Below are 15,107 nucleotides of genomic sequence, written 5' to 3'. Positions count from 1 at the left end.
GCCGCAGACTTCTTGATTTTTGGCCGCAAACGGCGCATGTGCTGGCTCGTCCGCTACGGCGGACGCACGGTGGTGACCGGGCCCCTCTGGCGAACGTGGCGGTACGTTCGTGATGTCGGCACTGTTTTCGAACAAGCCGCAGGGATGATTCTGACATGACGAACGGATCGCAATCCGTTGCAGCGCCCACGCGTGGGACGCTGCAATATTTCAAATGGGCCTTTATCGTGACGATAGTCGGCCTTGCGCTGGGGGTGGCTCTGGGCTGGCAGATGACCGGCACCGTGGCGGGGACGCTGGGTGTGTTCTTTATCTGTGCCGTGCTGGCGGTGCTGGAAATCTCGCTCAGCTTCGATAATGCCATCGTCAACGCCAACAAGCTGAAAGACATGACGCCAGCCTGGCAGCGCCGATTTCTGACCTGGGGTATTCTGATCGCTGTCTTCGGTATGCGGATCGTCTTTCCGTTGCTGATCGTTGTGATCGCGGCCAAGGTCGGGCCCTGGCAGGCAATGGTCATGGCGGCCTCGCAGCCCGAGGAATACGCCCGCATCATGCGCGACGCACATCTGCCCATCGCGGCCTTTGGCGGGACCTTTCTCATGATGGTCGGGCTGAGCTTTTTCTTTGACCATGAGAAGGACGTTCATTGGGTCCGCTGGCTAGAGCAGCGGATGCAGAAATACGCCACCATTCGCGGCATCGAGGTCGCGATTGTCCTGTCCACGGTGCTGGTCTTCTCGCATTTCCTTGATCCCGTCGCGTCCGAGGTGTTTTTCAAATCTGCGATCTGGGGGCTTTTGACCTTTCTTCTGGTCGAGGTGCTGGGCGGGTTGCTGGATAGCAGCCAGGAGATGCTGCAGGCCGGGGCCAAAGGCGGGCTGGGCGCCTTTCTGTATCTCGAGGTACTGGATGCGTCCTTCAGCTTTGACGGTGTGATCGGGGCTTTTGCGCTGACGCAGAACCTGTTCATCATCGCCATCGGTCTGGGGATCGGGGCGATGTATGTGCGCTCCATGACCATCATGCTGGTCGAAAAGGGCACGCTGACACAGTACCGCTATCTGGAACACGGTGCTTTCTATGCGATCATCTCACTGTCCATCATCATGTTCCTGCAGGCCTTTGTGCATATCCCAGAGGTCATCACCGGCCTGGGCGGTGCAACGCTGATCGGTATATCGCTGTGGTCCTCGATCCGATCTAACCGGGTCGCCGAACAGGTTGCCGAGTAGGCTATTTGCAAGTTTGACCCAAAAGGGGCCGCAGCGCTGAACTGCGGCCCCTGTCTGCTGATCGATGATTTTGGGGAAGCCGTCAGTGGAGGTTCAGGCAATCGATGGCACAGATCCCGATGGATATTGCTGCCTTTAAAGAATAACTTGGAGAAATATCGATCAGCTGGTCGGTTTGATCCGGTAATTGCGGATACTGAATTTTATTGAATCAAGGCGCCTATTTCCTGCGCGGAAAATTCATAAGACGCAGCAAGCAGATTGCAACCTGAGCGTGCGGCTGGATCTGGTTTAAAGCAACAAATATATACCTTTGAAAAATCACTGCATATAGGTTTTGGCGCTATATTTTAGTCTACGGGGAAATCATATTTTCGCAGAAACCGCCAGATATTGCGGTTCAGCTGTGACATTGCGTCTAGTTCTTGATCCAGTCGTGCCAGTTGATCCTGGTCCAGACTTTGCTTTCTGCCCATTCGTATCTTGTCGCGTCGATCCGCGATTCGCATCAGGATCGTTGAAACAGAGCCGTCATCCTGAAATGACCAAATGCTATGGTTGTATTGATGGCGCAGTGCCGAAAGCTTTGAGAAGCGATCTGTCAATTCCAGCAGTTCCTGCAATTGATCGCCCGGCGGCAAGCGCAGCTTGGCCAGCCTTTCGACCATCTCGATGCGCCCGCGCGTCGATTGCACTGACAGGAAAACGACGACGGCGGCGTCCTTTGCCATACCGCTCAGGCCCGAAAGCAGATGGATCAGCAGACTTTCGGTGTTGCTCCAGGAATAGTTCAGCCGTCCGACCCTCAGCAGCACCGCATCCAGCGCGGGTTCTGTTGCGCCGTGGCCTGGACCGTCTGTCATGACTGCATGGCACGATAGCGCATCGCGGCTTCGGTGCGATTGCGTGCGCCGAGCCGAAGGTTGGCATTGTGCAGATGCAGTTTAACCGTGTGGATCGAAAGGCCCAGCATGGCGGCGATGCGCTTGTTCGATTGGCCATCCGCGACCAGCCGCAGCACGTCCAACTGGCGTTGCGTCAGGCTGCAATCATCCGCCGAACCGGCATTCACAGCCTTGCCGGCGATGACCTCGGGGCAGATATAGTTGCCGCCATGGGCAATCAGTTTGATGATCGAAAGCCAGATATCCAGCCGTACGTTCAAGGGGAACATACTGGGCAAATGCAGGCGCAGCTTTTCGTCCTGATAGCAGGCGACAGCGTAGGGCGCGTTGCAAAATGCCAGTCCGATCGTCAGATCCGGCAGGCTCAGAAGAAAATCGCGATCCTCTTCTGACAGCCCGCGCATGGTTGGTTCGTCCAGTATGGTGATCGCGGGCGCGGTTTGCGCCGCCGCGATCAATCGCCTGAAATCCGAAAAAGAGTGCACCACGGCGGATGCGATCTGCCCCAGTTCCTGGCTGGTTGCTGCGATAAGACTGCCGGAGAAATTGAACTGATTTCCGACGAAGACGATATTTGCGTCTGATTCGGCTGTTTGTTCCGTAGCCGTAAAAGAAACATCGTTGAGGGCGACGATGGTCATGCTGTTTATCCCTGCTGGCCGCGTTCGGTGCGAATCGTTAGCGGAAAAATTTGTGCGCCTGACTTGGTTTTTTATTTCCTCTATCAACATATCACATTTTATTAATATTTAAAGAACTTATATCTCTGATTTATTTAACATTCTGTATTTATATATGTTTATGGCGATGCGTATTCCATCTTTGATCCTACCCGAAAGAACTAAGTCTCTTGTCTGGTCAGGGCTGCTCCAAAGGGCGGTGGACTAGTCCCGACGACCCCTGCGCCACCTAACCAAAGCCGTTGTTGGGGGCTAGCCTCTTCGTGCGGCTGTTTTGGTGGCAGGGGTGGTGGGTATTCTAATTGAGTGCCGCAAACTGGATCTTTTCCAAATAGCGGACGGACTTTTGTCACCCGTGGTGGCGGGTGCCAAAAGATATCAACAGCAAGACACGGACGGTCGTGCCGTCGTGACGGTGAGCAATAGCTCGGCGATCGGAACCGGTTTGCTTTCTCTCCACCAATAACCAGGGCGGAATGTCGCGCTTGTGAATATGTTGGCCGACTCTGCCCCTTTTTTGGGAGTAACCACTATGTCTGGTAGCCGTAACATGAATATGTTCGCGTTTCCGATGGACAGCCAGGATCAGGACCAGGAGCAGGATCAGGATCAGGCGCAACTGAACTTGCAGGGCCAGGGCCAGGGCCAGTTGAACCTGCAGGGTCAGGGTCAGGGTCAGGGACAAGGTCAGGGCCAGGGCCAGGGACAAGAACAGTCCCAGAGCAATGACAATTCCAACAGCAACGACAATTCCAACAGCAGCAGTTCGGACACTTCGGCACAGAATGCAGCAGTCAACGAGGCAGCAAATGCGGCCCAGAATGCCGCTGACAACGCCGCTGACAACGCGGCGTCGAATGATGCCGACAACAGCGCGTCCAACGATGCCGACAACACCGCGACCAATGATGCGGCGAATGACGCCATCAACGACGCGATGAACACGGCCGAGAATGACGCCACCAATGACGCGACCAACGAAGCGTATAACGAGGCCGTCAACGAAGCCTACAACGCCACCGATGTCCAAACCGACGTCGAGACCAATGTCAGCGTGGGTCTGGATCTGGGTGGCTGGGAGCCGTCGGATGACGACTTTGCCGATATCGATCTGGACAACAGCACCGGGACGATGGGTGACCTGCTGGTCAACCGCGACGGCAATATCAGCATCGGTACTCATGACATGAATATCGATGATGTGCTGAACAACTCGCTGAACGGCGATGGCAGCAATGGCTTTGTGATCGGTCAGTCCTCTAACCTGGACGATCAGGACACGCTGTCTGATCCGACCGTCTCGAACGACGGTACGTTCAACCAGAACGGTGACGCCAATGCCGGTCCGGCAACTGCGGACGATGGCATCAACGCAGCCAATGACGGTGGCGATGGTGGCAATGGCGCGGATGCCAATGGTGGTGCTGGTGATGCCAATGCGGACGGGGCCGAGGCTTATGCCGAAGGCAGCGATGCATTTGGTGCCGAAGGCGGCGATGCTGACGCGCATGCCGGTAACGGTGACGGCGGCCATGGTTTGGGCGTCGGCTTGGGTCTGGGCCTCGGCGGTAGTGCCGATGGCGGTGGCGCAGGTGGCTTGGCAGCTGGCCTGGGCGCCGGTGTCAGCGGTGACGCAACCGGCGGCGATGCCGGAGCGGGCGCACTGGCCGGTGCTCTGGGTGCAGGCGGCGGCGGTGACGGTGGCACTGGCGGTTCCGGTGGCGCAGGCGGCAATGGCGGTGATGCGGATGCAGGACCGACCGGCGCGCTTGGCCTGGGCCTGATCGGTGTTGGCGTCAACAATGACAGCGGCAATGGCGGCACGGCTGGTGATGGCGGTGCGGGCGCGGCTGGTGCTGATGGCGGCAATGGCGGCGACGGTTCCGGCATGGCTGCTGCGCTTGGTGCGGCGGCTGCTGCGGCTGGCGACGCAACCAGCGGCGATGCCGCAGGACTGGGCTTGGGTGCCGTTATGGCAACCGGTGGAGCCGGCGGCAGTGCCGACGGCACAGGTGACGGCGCTGGCGACGGAGCTGGCGGCGCAGGTACCGGCGGTGCGACCGGTGCCACGACGGGGGGAGCCGGAGGTTCCGGCATGTCAACCGGCGGCATGGCGAATGGTGGCAGCGGCATCAATACCGACAGCGGTAATGGTGGCGCCGGCGGCCAGGTAATGACCGGAGACGGTGGCTATGCCGATGCAGGAAGCTGGGGAACCGGCAATGGCGATGATGGCTATGTCAATGGCTACTCGAATGCCTCGGCAGATGCAGCCATCGACACCACGGCGTTCAACCAGAGCATCGTGATGGGTGCCAACGTGCTTGGCAACACGGTCGACATGACCGTGGTCGGGGGCAACCTCAGCTCTACTGTGGTCGGCGACGACGACCTTGGCTGATCACAGCCTGCACTGACAGGATCCTGCGCAGACCAGATCTGCGCAGGATCATTTCTTCGACTATCGGTCGTTCGGTCTCGCCCGCCGGACAAGTTGTGTTCTGGAAGGCGGTTTCATGTTTAAGATCCAAGCTGCGGAAGAGGCGATCTGGCACTTCATCGGGCTCTTTCATATCGTGGAAGAGCGCGGTCGGTTGCGCACCGAATACGATCGGATCTCGGTCAAGCAATCAGACGACGAAAGCGGCCCCATCGAACCGATGGACATCGCCACTGGCTATCCCTTTGTACCGGCCAGCTTTATCCCCAATATCAAATATGTGCCGCCGGCCACGCCCATGGACGCCTTGGCGGAAGCGCCGGGATATCCTCAAACCGAGATTGCTGCAGACCTGCCTGCCTCGGCGACGCAGGTGCCGTCGACATCGGTGCCTTTGCCGGCTGCCGCGACTGCGCCGGCCCCTTTGCACTATCAGCCGCCAGAGTTTTATGTGCCCCCGGTCATCAACTGGGTATTGCCGCCACCCGGTTCGATTGCGGTGGTCATCGTGCAGCAAAATATTCTGGTCGACGATGATCGGATCAACCCCGACAGCTACAGCGGTCATCTGGTGTCCTCGGAAAAGATCCTGGCCAAGCTGGATGGGCTGGTCGATCAGTCGGGTCTGCTCGGCATTGCGCTGAATATCGCGCGGCCCGCCGATGAAGGCGCCTTTATCGAGATGGTCGATGCCTTCGCCACGGCCGCCGCGCCTGAGGCAATCGACGATGCGGCGATGGTCTCAACCCGGCATGGCGAAGATGCGCAGGGCCAGTATCTGAACGGCGAAGCAGTGGACGAACGTCCCGACGTGGGCGCGCTGTTGCCCAAATATCGACAACCCGAACCGGCCGAGGATGAAGATGAGGCGCTGACCGAAGAGCAACTGAACGCCGGCAAGACAGCCGATGCAATGACGGTCGCCGGTGGAGAGGTCGAGGCCGGTCAGCAGGATGTGATCCTGGGAAACAATACCCTCGTGAACCAGACGGCGATCACCTCTGGCTGGATCGCCGCACCGGTGATGGCGGTCGGTGGCGATGTCTACAGCTACACGATCATCAGCCAGACAAACACCTGGAGCGACGCGGACGAATTGGCCGGCGATATCGCAGCCGCGGATGCGGCCGATCCGACGCTGGCGCTGAACTATTCAACCTATGCTCACTACTCGAACCCGATGCCTGATCGCGAGGGCGACGGCGAGCAGCCGCAATATTGGGTGACGGCAACGGTTCAGGGCAGTCTGATCAGCGTCAACTGGGTGGAACAGTATAATATCGTAACCGATAACGAGATCATTTCGGCCACGCTGCAGGCCGATCAGACGATGATGATCATGGGGGAAAACGGCGCCCTGAACGAGGTGTCGCTGACAGAGTTGGGAACCCAGTACGATCTGATCATCATTGACGGCCACATCATAAACCTGAACTCGATCCACCAGTCCAATGTCATGCTGGATGACGACATGATCATGGTCAGCGGCGGCGACGGCGCGATGATAAGCTCGGGCGACAATCTGATGGTCAACGACTCGTCAATTGTTCAGGTCGGTGACGCCTCCATCAACGCGGCGGATGATGACTATGTTCAGGTGCTGGAAACCGCCGCGAACGGAGAGGTCATTCTGCCGGAATCGGTGTTGAACGACCCGGCCTTTCAGGACCTTGATGTCGTGCGGGTTTTGCACATTCAGGGCGATCTGGTCTCTGTCAACATGATCAGCCAGCAGAACGTGCTGGGCGATGCGGATCAGGTCGAGCTGTTTCTGGGTGAGATGGCCGACCAAGGGGCCGAGGTCGAAATCGTCTCTGGTTCCAACGTGATGATCAACTCGGCGACAATTGCCGAAATCGGTGTGGATTCGGAGATCTATGTCGGAGGTGAGGTCTATTCAGATGCCTTGTTGCATCAGGCCGAGTTGATTTCGACCGACGACCCTCTGATGGCGGGCGCAGCAGAATTGGCCAGCGAGGCCGTGCTGTTCCTTGCCGAAGGTATGCTTAACGAGGATGCCGGCGAGGCAGAGTTCACCCCGATAGGGTCGGACGCTGCCGTTTCCGCCGATGCAATGGAAACAGTGCTCTCATGACCCAAGACAGAACTCAGGATCGGTTGCGTCTCGAGCCGGAAATGCGGGTGGACCAACCGGACGGGGCAAGCCACGCACCCACGGCCAAGCCAATGGGAACCGGTCCCACAATCGATCAAAAGGCAGGCAGCATTCCGCCCCTGCCGCGCGCCAATCGCAAGATGGATGGCGACGCCGGCGGCTTTCACAAGCGCGTCTCGGAACCCGATATCAGGGGCGCGCTTTCGGCCAGCCTGCGCCGCCTCTGGGCAAATATCGTTGGCGTGTTGCTGTTCAGCGGCGTCACCAATCTGCTGGTGCTGGCGATCCCGCTTTACCTGTTCCAGATATCGGACCGTGTCCTGACAAGCCGGTCGGTTGATACACTGGTCATGCTCAGCGTGGTTATCGTGGGCGCAGTGGTCTTGCAGGTGGTGTTCGATGCCATCCGGCGCGGGATGCTGCTGCGCAGCTCGGTCGATTTGTCGGCGCGTTTGGGTGCGCCTGTCCTCGCAGCTGCGGCACGGGCGTCACTGCAAAGCAACGGGCAGGAATATCAGACGCTCGGCGACTTGCAGCAGGTGCGCAGTTTTCTGGTATCCGGTACGCTGCTGTCCTTTCTGGATCTGCCTTTCGCGCCGCTCTTCATCCTGGCGATCTTTCTGGTTCATCCGCATCTGGGCATGATCGTGCTGACCACGGCGGGGCTGCTGCTGGTCATCGCACTGATCAACCAGCGGGTCACTGCCGCGCCCTTTGCCGAGGCGAACCGCCATCTTAGTCGGGCCAACCTGCATCTGGACTCGATGTCGCGCAATTCGCAGATCATCAATGCGCTGGCGATGATCCCCGAGGCCGTCACCATCTGGGGCCGCGAAGCCGCAGGCTCGATGTCGGCACAGGTCAAGGCGCAGGACCGCAACATCATCTTTGCTGCCTCATCGCGCGCTGTAAGGCTGCTGACGCAGGTCGGACTGCTGGGGTGGGGCGCTTATCTGGCGCTGCAAGGACAGATCACCGGGGGCATGGTCATCGCGGCGTCGATCATTGCGGGCCGGGCGCTGGCGCCGATCGAAGGCGCCATAGAAGGCTGGAATAGCGTCCTGCTGTCGCGTGCGGCCTATGGACGGATTTCGGCGCTGCTGAAGGCCTCTCCGCTGAACCAGCAGCGGTTGCAACTGCCGCATCCCGAGGGCCGGCTGGACGTCGAACGGCTGCTATATGTGCCAAACGGGACCAAGCGCGTGGTGCTGAACTCGATCACCTTCTCGCTGCGGCCCGGCTTTTCGCTGGCCATCGTGGGCAAGTCCGGGGCGGGCAAGACGACGCTCGGCAAGATGCTGGTGGGGTCGATCCTGCCGACCTCGGGCAGCGTCAGGCTGGACCTGATGGACCTCAGGAACTGGGATCAGCGGCAATTGGGGCAGTGCATCGGCTATCTGCCGCAGGACGTTCAGCTGTTCCCCGGCACGATCAAGGACAATATCGCCCGAATGCGCCCCGATGCGCAGGACGAAGAGATCTATCAGGCTGCCGTTCTGGCAGATGTCCATGACATGATAGCGCAATTGCCCGAAGGCTATGAAACCAGGGTTGCCGCCGATGGGTCGCCCCTTTCGGGCGGGCAGAAACAGCGGATCGGGCTGGCACGCGCCTTTTTCGGCGGCCCGCGTCTTGTGGTGCTGGACGAGCCGAATTCCAACCTCGACACGGCAGGCGATCAGGCCCTGTCGCGCGCGATGGCGCTGGCCAAGAAAGACGGCATGACGGTGATCGTTGTCACGCAGAAATATTCGCTTTTGCAGGATGTCGACAACATCATGCTGTTGGCCGACGGGCAGATCGCGGCCTTTGGGTCGCGCGATCAGATGCTGGAAAGATTGGCCAATCGCAAACAGGGCGGCGGCAATCCGAACCCGGTCTCGGTGCCGCAACCGCAAACCTCACCAGCCCCCGCAGCGGAGTAACGACATGATTGTGAACAGTGACCCCGATGGGCTTTATGCAAAAGTGCCGCGCTCGGCGCGCAAGCATCTGATCTTTGGTCTGATCCTGCTTGTGGTTTCCTTTGGCGGCTTTGGTGCCTGGGCGTTTCGCGCGCCTCTGGCGGCGGCCGTCATGGCGCCGGGCAGCTTTGTTGCCACAGGTCGCAACAAGATCGTCCAGCATCTGGAAGGCGGTATCATCAACGAAATCATGGTCAACGAAGGCGACATGGTCAGTGCCGGACAGGTGCTGGTCCGTATGGATGGCACGGCGGCGCTGGCGAATGAGCGAGAGCTGGACCTGCGCCGCGCCCGGCTAGAGGCGATCAGCGCCCGGCTGCGCGCCGAATATTCGGGCGCCGAAAAACCCAGTTTTTCTGCGTTTCTGCTAACGCGGCGCGACGATCCCAGCTTTGCGGCGATCATGGATGAACAGCTTGCCGCCTTTCGCGCCGCGCGCACCAAACTGGAAGGCGAAGTGATCCTGCTGGAAAGCAATATCATCGCCGGCGCGTCGCGCATTCGGGGGTTCGAAGGCCAGTTGAAAGCGGTCGCAACGCAACTGGCCCTGCTGCAAGAGGATTTCGATGCCCGCAGCCAATTACTTGATCGCGGATTGGTGCGCCGCAGCGATGTAAACCTGCTGTCGCGCACGATTGCCGATGCCGAGGGCGAGGCAGATCGCCTGCGCTCGCAGATCTCGGAAACGCAGGAGGCGGTGCGCAAGGCTGAACACCAGATCGACCAGACCCGTACCCAGCATCAGCAGACCGCGTTGGACGAAAGTCAGGGCATCGAGGCCGAACTGGACAGCGTGCGCGAGCAGGCCTTGAAGGCGCAGGACGTCCTCAAGCGTTCGGAAATCACCTCGCCTGTCGCAGGCACCATCGTGCGGCTGTATTATCATACCTCAGGCGGTGTGATCGAGGCGGGCAAGGCCATTCTGGAAATCCTGCCGGTCGACGCACCGCTGGTGATCGAGACGCATATCGCGCGCACCGATATCGACTCTGTCGAGGTGGGACAGCGCGCCGCCGTGCGGCTGTCATCGCTGAACCAGCGCACGACGCCGGTGCTGGAAGGGCGTCTGGTCTATGTTTCGGCCGATGCGCTGAAGACAGAGACCGACGGCATCGAGCAGGACGTCTATCTGGCGCGGATCGACCTGTCGCCCACCGAATTGGAGCGCGTTCACAGTTTCAGGCCAACGCCCGGCATGCCCGCCGAAGTGATGATCGAGACCCAGGCGCGGACCTTTGCGCAATATCTGATCAAGCCGGTCGAGGACAGCCTATCGCGTGCCTTCCGCGAAAACTGACGAGCCTGCGCGGTGGCCGTTGCCCCGCGATGGCCCTGCGCTGGATCAAGCCGGTCTTGTCCCCCGGGTCAGGGCCGGCTGGCGTGACAAACATCCAGATTGTTGTAAAACGACCGCAGGATGACCAGGTGTCCCGGCAAGGCGGCAACTGTCGTGACGAAGCGACGGGTGCCTGGCCCGAGATTCCCTGGTTTTTGGGTTGCCATGCAGCGACCCGCCATGTATGGGACGGCCTTCATCACGAAACTCCACCGGAATCAGGGTGGCCCGTTGCAAGCGGGGCTCTCCGGTGATGTTGAAAGGAACAGGCGCAATGAAAGCGCAGGAATTGAAAGACAAGACGCCCGACCAGCTGAAGGATCAGCTTGTCGCGCTGAAGAAAGAAGCGTTCAACCTTCGCTTTCAGCAGGCCACTGGCCAGCTGGAAGGTACCGCGCGCATGCGTGCCGTCCGTCGTGACGTCGCACGGGTGAAAACCATTCTGAACCAGAAAGCCGCTGAAGCGGCTGCCTCGAACTAAGGGGACACGAGACTATGCCCAAACGCATCCTGCAAGGCACCGTGACCTCGGACAAGAACGAGCAGACTGTTACCGTTCTGGTCGAGCGTCGCTTCAAGCATCCGCTGCTGCACAAGACCGTTCGTTCGTCCAAGAAATATCGGGCGCACGACGCTGAGAACCAATTCAAGGTCGGTGATACCGTTCGCATCGTCGAATGTGCGCCGGTCTCGAAGACCAAACGCTGGACCGTCCTGACGGAGGAGCAGGCTTCCGCCTGATCCGTTCCAGAACATAATCGAAACCCTGGGGCCGCTGGTAACGGTCCCCAAAGGTCGGGAGAAACCAAATGATCCAGATGCAATCCAATCTGGATGTCGCTGACAACTCCGGCGCTCGCCGAGTTCAGTGCATCAAGGTTCTGGGTGGCTCGCACCGTCGCTATGCGTCGGTGGGCGACATTATTGTCGTTTCCGTCAAGGAAGCCATCCCGCGCGGCCGCGTCAAAAAAGGCGACGTGCGTAAAGCCGTCGTCGTGCGCACCGCAAAAGAAGTGACCCGCGAAGACGGGACATCGATCCGCTTTGACCGCAATGCTGCCGTCATCCTGAACAACCAGGGTGAGCCGGTCGGCACGCGTATCTTCGGCCCGGTCGTCCGCGAATTGCGCGCCAAGAACTTCATGAAGATCATCTCGCTCGCTCCGGAGGTGCTGTAATGGCTGCCAAGCTGAAAAAAGGCGACAAGGTCGTCGTGCTGGCCGGTAAGGACAAGGGCAAGGAAGGCGAAATCACTGCCATGTTCCCGAAAGAGAACAAGGCCGTGGTTGATGGCGTGAACATCGCCATCCGTCACCGTCGTCAGACCCAGGGCAGCCAGGGCGGCCGTGTGCCGATGGCTGTGCCGATTGACCTTTCGAACCTGGCGCTGCTGGACAAGAACGGCAAAGCGACCCGCGTCGGCTTCCGCGTGGAAGACGGCAACAAGGTCCGTTTCGCCAAGACCACGGGAGACGTGATCTGATGCTGGACGATGCAAAATACACGCCGCGCCTGAAGGTGCAGTTCCGCGAGTCGATCAAAGCCGCTTTGAAAGAAGAGTTTGGCTACAAGAACGACATGCAGATCCCGCGTCTGGACAAGATCGTCCTGAACATGGGCATCGGCGAAGCGGTCAAGGACACCAAGAAGGTCAAGCAGGGCGCAGAAGAACTGTCGCTGATCGCTGGCCAGAAGGCTGTCATCACCAAGGCGAAGAACTCGATCGCCGGTTTCCGCGTTCGCGAGGAAATGCCCCTGGGTGCGAAAGTGACCCTGCGCGGCGACCGGATGTACGAATTCCTCGATCGCCTGATCAACATCGCGCTGCCTCGCGTCCGCGACTTTCGCGGCGTCAAGGGCACCTCTTTCGACGGCCGCGGCAACTATGCCATGGGCCTGAAAGAGCAAATCGTGTTCCCGGAAATCAACTTCGACAAGGTCGACGAAGTTCTGGGGATGGACATCATCATCTGCACCACCGCGAAGACCGACGCGGAAGCGAAGTCGCTGTTGAAACTGTTCAACATGCCGTTCAACAGCTGATCGCGGAGGGAAAGAAGATATGGCTAAGAAATCCATGGTCGAGCGCGAGAAAAAGCGCGAGCGTCTTGTCAAGAAATACGCCGCCAAACGCGCCGAACTCAACGAAATTGTCCACAACCAGGACCTGCCGATGGAAGAGCGGTTCAAGGCTTCGCTGAAGCTGGCCGAACTGCCGCGCAACTCGTCGGCAACGCGCCTGCACAACCGGTGCCAACTGACCGGTCGTCCGCACGCGTATTATCGCAAATTGAAACTGTCGCGGATCATGCTGCGCGAGCTTGGCTCGAACGGCAAAATCCCCGGCATGGTCAAGTCCAGCTGGTAAGGGGGCACAAGTTATGATGAACGATCCTCTCGGCGATATGCTGACCCGCATCCGCAACTCGCAGATGCGCGGCAAATCGACCGTCCGCACCCCCGCCTCCAAGCTGCGCGCCTGGGTCCTGGATGTGCTGCAATCCGAAGGCTACATCCGCGGTTATGAAGAAGTGACCACCGATGCCGGCCATAAAGAGCTGGAAATCAGCCTGAAATACTATGAAGGCACGCCGGTCATTCGCGAATTGTCGCGCGTGTCCAAGCCGGGCCGCCGCGTTTACGCCGGCGCCACGGAAATTCCTCAGGTCCGTCAGGGTCTGGGCGTCTCCATCGTCTCGACGCCGAAAGGCGTGATGTCGGATGCAGCGGCTCGCAACGCCAATGTTGGCGGCGAAGTCCTCTGCACCGTATTCTAAGGAGGGCAGGATGTCTCGTATTGGTAAAAAGCCGGTCGAACTGCCCAAGGGCGTGACGGCTGAAATCAAGGGCCAGACCATTGAGGTCAAAGGTCCGAAGGGCACTCGTTCCTTCACCGCGACCGACGATGTCGATCTGGTGCTGGAAGATGGCTCGGTTGCGGTCAAGCCGCGCGGTCTTAGCAAGCGTGCGCGCCAGCAGTGGGGACTGACCCGCAGCATGGTGTCGAACCTGGCGACGGGCGTGTCGGAAGGCTTCAAGAAAGAGCTGGAAATCCAGGGCGTGGGTTACCGCGCCGCGATGCAGGGCAAGACCCTGAAACTGTCGCTGGGTTATAGCCACGAGGTGAACTTTGAAACGCCGGATGGCGTGACGATCACCGCGCCGAAGCAGACCGAAATCGTTGTGGAAGGCATCGACCAGCAGCTTGTTGGTCAGGTCGCAGCGAATATTCGCGAGTGGCGTCAGCCCGAGCCCTATAAGGGCAAAGGCATTCGCTACAAGGGCGAGTATGTCTTCCGCAAAGAAGGCAAGAAGAAGTAAGGACGCAACAGATGGCACTGAAAAAGCAACAGCTGTTCCAGAAGCGCCGCATGCGCGTCCGGAACAAATTGCGGGCCGAGGCCAATGGCCGCCCGCGTCTGTCGGTTCACCGCTCGTCCAAGAATATCAGCGTTCAGCTGATCGACGACGTTCAGGGTGTGACGCTGGCTTCGGCCAGCACCCTGGAGAAAGACTTGGGTCTGGTGGGTCACAACAATGTCGAAGCTGCCGCCAAAATTGGCGCGGCGATTGCCGAGCGGGCCAAGAAAGCCGGCGTGGAAGAGGTTTACTTCGACCGCGGTGGGTTCCTGTTCCACGGCAAGGTCAAGGCTTTGGCAGATGCCGCCCGCGAGGGTGGTCTGAAGTTCTGATCTTTGAGGATGGCGTGTCCTGAAAACGGGCGCGCCGTCCCGATGATCCGGGGGCAGGGCCTGTTTGTCAGGTCGTCAGCCCACCTGGATTGACTAAAACGGCGCCGCCAGCGCGCCACCTTGAAAGGAATGCCTTATGACAGAACGTGATAATCGTCGGGGCCGTCGCGACCAGCGCGATGAAACCCCGGAATTCGCCGATCGCTTGGTTGCGATCAACCGCGTGTCGAAAACCGTCAAGGGTGGTAAGCGCTTTGGCTTCGCCGCACTTGTGGTTGTTGGCGACCAGCGTGGCCGCGTCGGCTTTGGCAAAGGTAAGGCCAAAGAGGTTCCCGAGGCGATCCGCAAGGCAACCGAACAAGCCAAGCGCAACATGGTCCGCGTGCCGCTGCGCGATGGCCGCACGCTGCATCACGACGTCGAGGGCCGTCACGGCGCCGGCAAGGTGATAATGCGCACCGCCGTTCCGGGTACCGGTATCATTGCAGGTGGTCCGATGCGTGCCGTGTTCGAAATGCTGGGCGTTCAGGACGTTGTGGCAAAGTCGCAAGGTTCGCAGAACCCCTATAACATGATCCGCGCCACGCTGGACGGTCTGAAAAAAGAAGCCAGCCCCCGTTCGGTCGCGCAGCGTCGCGGCAAGAAAGTGGCCGACATCCTGGGTTCGAACGACAAAGCACCCGAGGCCGTTGCCGGCACCGACGCGACCGTCACCTCGGCTCAGGCGTAAGGAGAGCGA

Annotated in this window: 17 protein-coding genes; 15 read left to right on the top strand and 2 right to left on the bottom strand. The window is 59.6% G+C overall.

The annotated features are described in order from the left end of the window. The first annotated feature begins 155 nt into the window (after positions 1-155). The gene (locus CUV01_RS03755; protein WP_101459288.1) at positions 156-1,235 is read left to right on the top strand and encodes a DUF475 domain-containing protein; all 1,080 of its coding nucleotides are present in this window, start codon (positions 156-158) and stop codon (positions 1,233-1,235) included. A gap of 350 nt (positions 1,236-1,585) precedes the next feature. Here the strand turns inward: CUV01_RS03755 and CUV01_RS03750 are convergent, their stop codons facing one another. Together CUV01_RS03750 and CUV01_RS03745 are read right to left on the bottom strand one after the other, a co-directional pair. After that, the gene (locus CUV01_RS03750) at positions 1,586-2,098 is read right to left on the bottom strand and encodes a hypothetical protein (protein WP_101459287.1); all 513 of its coding nucleotides are present in this window, start codon (positions 2,096-2,098) and stop codon (positions 1,586-1,588) included. Then, positions 2,095-2,871, bottom strand: a complete 777-nt coding sequence (locus CUV01_RS03745; RefSeq protein ID WP_101459286.1) for a response regulator transcription factor — start codon at positions 2,869-2,871, stop codon at positions 2,095-2,097. Before CUV01_RS03745 ends, CUV01_RS03750 begins: the two co-directional genes overlap by 4 nt. A gap of 481 nt (positions 2,872-3,352) precedes the next feature. Between CUV01_RS03745 and CUV01_RS20205 the strand changes: the two genes are divergently transcribed. The 14 genes from CUV01_RS20205 (at position 3,353) to rpsE (ending at position 15,098) form a co-directional block, all read left to right on the top strand. After that, positions 3,353-5,221: a hypothetical protein gene (locus CUV01_RS20205; protein WP_277869386.1), complete on the top strand. Its 1,869-nt coding sequence runs from the start codon at positions 3,353-3,355 to the stop codon at positions 5,219-5,221. Positions 5,222-5,336: 115 nt separating this feature from the next. Further along, positions 5,337-7,355 (top strand): hypothetical protein, encoded by a 2,019-nt coding sequence (locus tag CUV01_RS03735; RefSeq protein WP_101459284.1) that lies wholly within the window; start codon positions 5,337-5,339, stop codon positions 7,353-7,355. Beyond that, the gene (locus tag CUV01_RS03730; protein WP_232962487.1) at positions 7,352-9,301 is read left to right on the top strand and encodes a type I secretion system permease/ATPase; all 1,950 of its coding nucleotides are present in this window, start codon (positions 7,352-7,354) and stop codon (positions 9,299-9,301) included. Before CUV01_RS03735 ends, CUV01_RS03730 begins: the two co-directional genes overlap by 4 nt. Positions 9,302-9,305: 4 nt before the next feature. Beyond that, positions 9,306-10,637, top strand: coding sequence for an HlyD family type I secretion periplasmic adaptor subunit (locus tag CUV01_RS03725; protein WP_101459282.1), 1,332 nt, complete (start codon positions 9,306-9,308; stop codon positions 10,635-10,637). A gap of 313 nt (positions 10,638-10,950) precedes the next feature. Continuing rightward, complete coding sequence (rpmC, locus tag CUV01_RS03720) at positions 10,951-11,157, top strand: 50S ribosomal protein L29 (RefSeq protein ID WP_101461847.1); 207 nt, start codon at positions 10,951-10,953, stop codon at positions 11,155-11,157. A gap of 14 nt (positions 11,158-11,171) precedes the next feature. Next, positions 11,172-11,417, top strand: coding sequence for a 30S ribosomal protein S17 (rpsQ, locus tag CUV01_RS03715; protein WP_101459281.1), 246 nt, complete (start codon positions 11,172-11,174; stop codon positions 11,415-11,417). 68 nt (positions 11,418-11,485) lie between these two features. Next, positions 11,486-11,854, top strand: a complete 369-nt coding sequence (gene rplN, locus CUV01_RS03710) for a 50S ribosomal protein L14 (RefSeq protein WP_101459280.1) — start codon at positions 11,486-11,488, stop codon at positions 11,852-11,854. After that, the gene (rplX, locus tag CUV01_RS03705) at positions 11,854-12,159 is read left to right on the top strand and encodes a 50S ribosomal protein L24 (protein ID WP_101459279.1); all 306 of its coding nucleotides are present in this window, start codon (positions 11,854-11,856) and stop codon (positions 12,157-12,159) included. The genes rplN and rplX overlap by 1 nt, the downstream gene beginning before the upstream one ends. Next, entirely contained in the window at positions 12,159-12,719 is a 561-nt protein-coding gene (gene rplE, locus CUV01_RS03700) for a 50S ribosomal protein L5 (RefSeq protein ID WP_101459278.1), read from the top strand. Before rplX ends, rplE begins: the two co-directional genes overlap by 1 nt. A 19-nt stretch (positions 12,720-12,738) precedes the next feature. Beyond that, positions 12,739-13,044: a 30S ribosomal protein S14 gene (rpsN, locus tag CUV01_RS03695; protein WP_101459277.1), complete on the top strand. Its 306-nt coding sequence runs from the start codon at positions 12,739-12,741 to the stop codon at positions 13,042-13,044. 16 nt (positions 13,045-13,060) lie between these two features. Next, a complete protein-coding gene (gene rpsH, locus CUV01_RS03690; protein WP_101459276.1) occupies positions 13,061-13,453 on the top strand; it encodes a 30S ribosomal protein S8 in 393 nt (130 codons plus the stop codon). A 10-nt stretch (positions 13,454-13,463) separates the two neighbouring features. After that, a complete protein-coding gene (rplF, locus tag CUV01_RS03685) occupies positions 13,464-13,997 on the top strand; it encodes a 50S ribosomal protein L6 (protein WP_101459275.1) in 534 nt (177 codons plus the stop codon). Positions 13,998-14,008: 11 nt separating this feature from the next. After that, the gene (rplR, locus tag CUV01_RS03680; RefSeq protein WP_101459274.1) at positions 14,009-14,368 is read left to right on the top strand and encodes a 50S ribosomal protein L18; all 360 of its coding nucleotides are present in this window, start codon (positions 14,009-14,011) and stop codon (positions 14,366-14,368) included. Between the two features lie 136 nt (positions 14,369-14,504). Then, positions 14,505-15,098: a 30S ribosomal protein S5 gene (gene rpsE / locus CUV01_RS03675; RefSeq protein WP_101459273.1), complete on the top strand. Its 594-nt coding sequence runs from the start codon at positions 14,505-14,507 to the stop codon at positions 15,096-15,098. The last annotated feature ends 9 nt before the right edge of the window (positions 15,099-15,107 follow it).

This window comes from Paracoccus tegillarcae (assembly GCF_002847305.1).
Lineage (GTDB): Bacteria > Pseudomonadota > Alphaproteobacteria > Rhodobacterales > Rhodobacteraceae > Paracoccus > Paracoccus tegillarcae.
Note: the sequence above shows the minus strand (reverse complement) of the source record. Positions and strands in the feature narration are given on the sequence as shown.

Bases quoted from the DNA above. Each gene is read 5' to 3' on its own strand.
- CUV01_RS03755 (WP_101459288.1), top strand. From the start codon at position 156: ATGACGAACGGATCGCAATCCGTTGCAGCGCCCACGCGTGGGACGCTG.
- CUV01_RS03750 (WP_101459287.1), bottom strand. From the start codon at position 2,098: ATGACAGACGGTCCAGGCCACGGCGCAACAGAACCCGCGCTGGATGCG.
- CUV01_RS03745 (WP_101459286.1), bottom strand. From the start codon at position 2,871: ATGTTGATAGAGGAAATAAAAAACCAAGTCAGGCGCACAAATTTTTCC.
- CUV01_RS20205 (WP_277869386.1), top strand. From the start codon at position 3,353: ATGTCTGGTAGCCGTAACATGAATATGTTCGCGTTTCCGATGGACAGC.
- CUV01_RS03735 (WP_101459284.1), top strand. From the start codon at position 5,337: ATGTTTAAGATCCAAGCTGCGGAAGAGGCGATCTGGCACTTCATCGGG.
- CUV01_RS03730 (WP_232962487.1), top strand. From the start codon at position 7,352: ATGACCCAAGACAGAACTCAGGATCGGTTGCGTCTCGAGCCGGAAATG.
- CUV01_RS03725 (WP_101459282.1), top strand. From the start codon at position 9,306: ATGATTGTGAACAGTGACCCCGATGGGCTTTATGCAAAAGTGCCGCGC.
- rpmC (WP_101461847.1), top strand. From the start codon at position 10,951: ATGAAAGCGCAGGAATTGAAAGACAAGACGCCCGACCAGCTGAAGGAT.
- rpsQ (WP_101459281.1), top strand. From the start codon at position 11,172: ATGCCCAAACGCATCCTGCAAGGCACCGTGACCTCGGACAAGAACGAG.
- rplN (WP_101459280.1), top strand. From the start codon at position 11,486: ATGATCCAGATGCAATCCAATCTGGATGTCGCTGACAACTCCGGCGCT.
- rplX (WP_101459279.1), top strand. From the start codon at position 11,854: ATGGCTGCCAAGCTGAAAAAAGGCGACAAGGTCGTCGTGCTGGCCGGT.
- rplE (WP_101459278.1), top strand. From the start codon at position 12,159: ATGCTGGACGATGCAAAATACACGCCGCGCCTGAAGGTGCAGTTCCGC.
- rpsN (WP_101459277.1), top strand. From the start codon at position 12,739: ATGGCTAAGAAATCCATGGTCGAGCGCGAGAAAAAGCGCGAGCGTCTT.
- rpsH (WP_101459276.1), top strand. From the start codon at position 13,061: ATGAACGATCCTCTCGGCGATATGCTGACCCGCATCCGCAACTCGCAG.
- rplF (WP_101459275.1), top strand. From the start codon at position 13,464: ATGTCTCGTATTGGTAAAAAGCCGGTCGAACTGCCCAAGGGCGTGACG.
- rplR (WP_101459274.1), top strand. From the start codon at position 14,009: ATGGCACTGAAAAAGCAACAGCTGTTCCAGAAGCGCCGCATGCGCGTC.
- rpsE (WP_101459273.1), top strand. From the start codon at position 14,505: ATGACAGAACGTGATAATCGTCGGGGCCGTCGCGACCAGCGCGATGAA.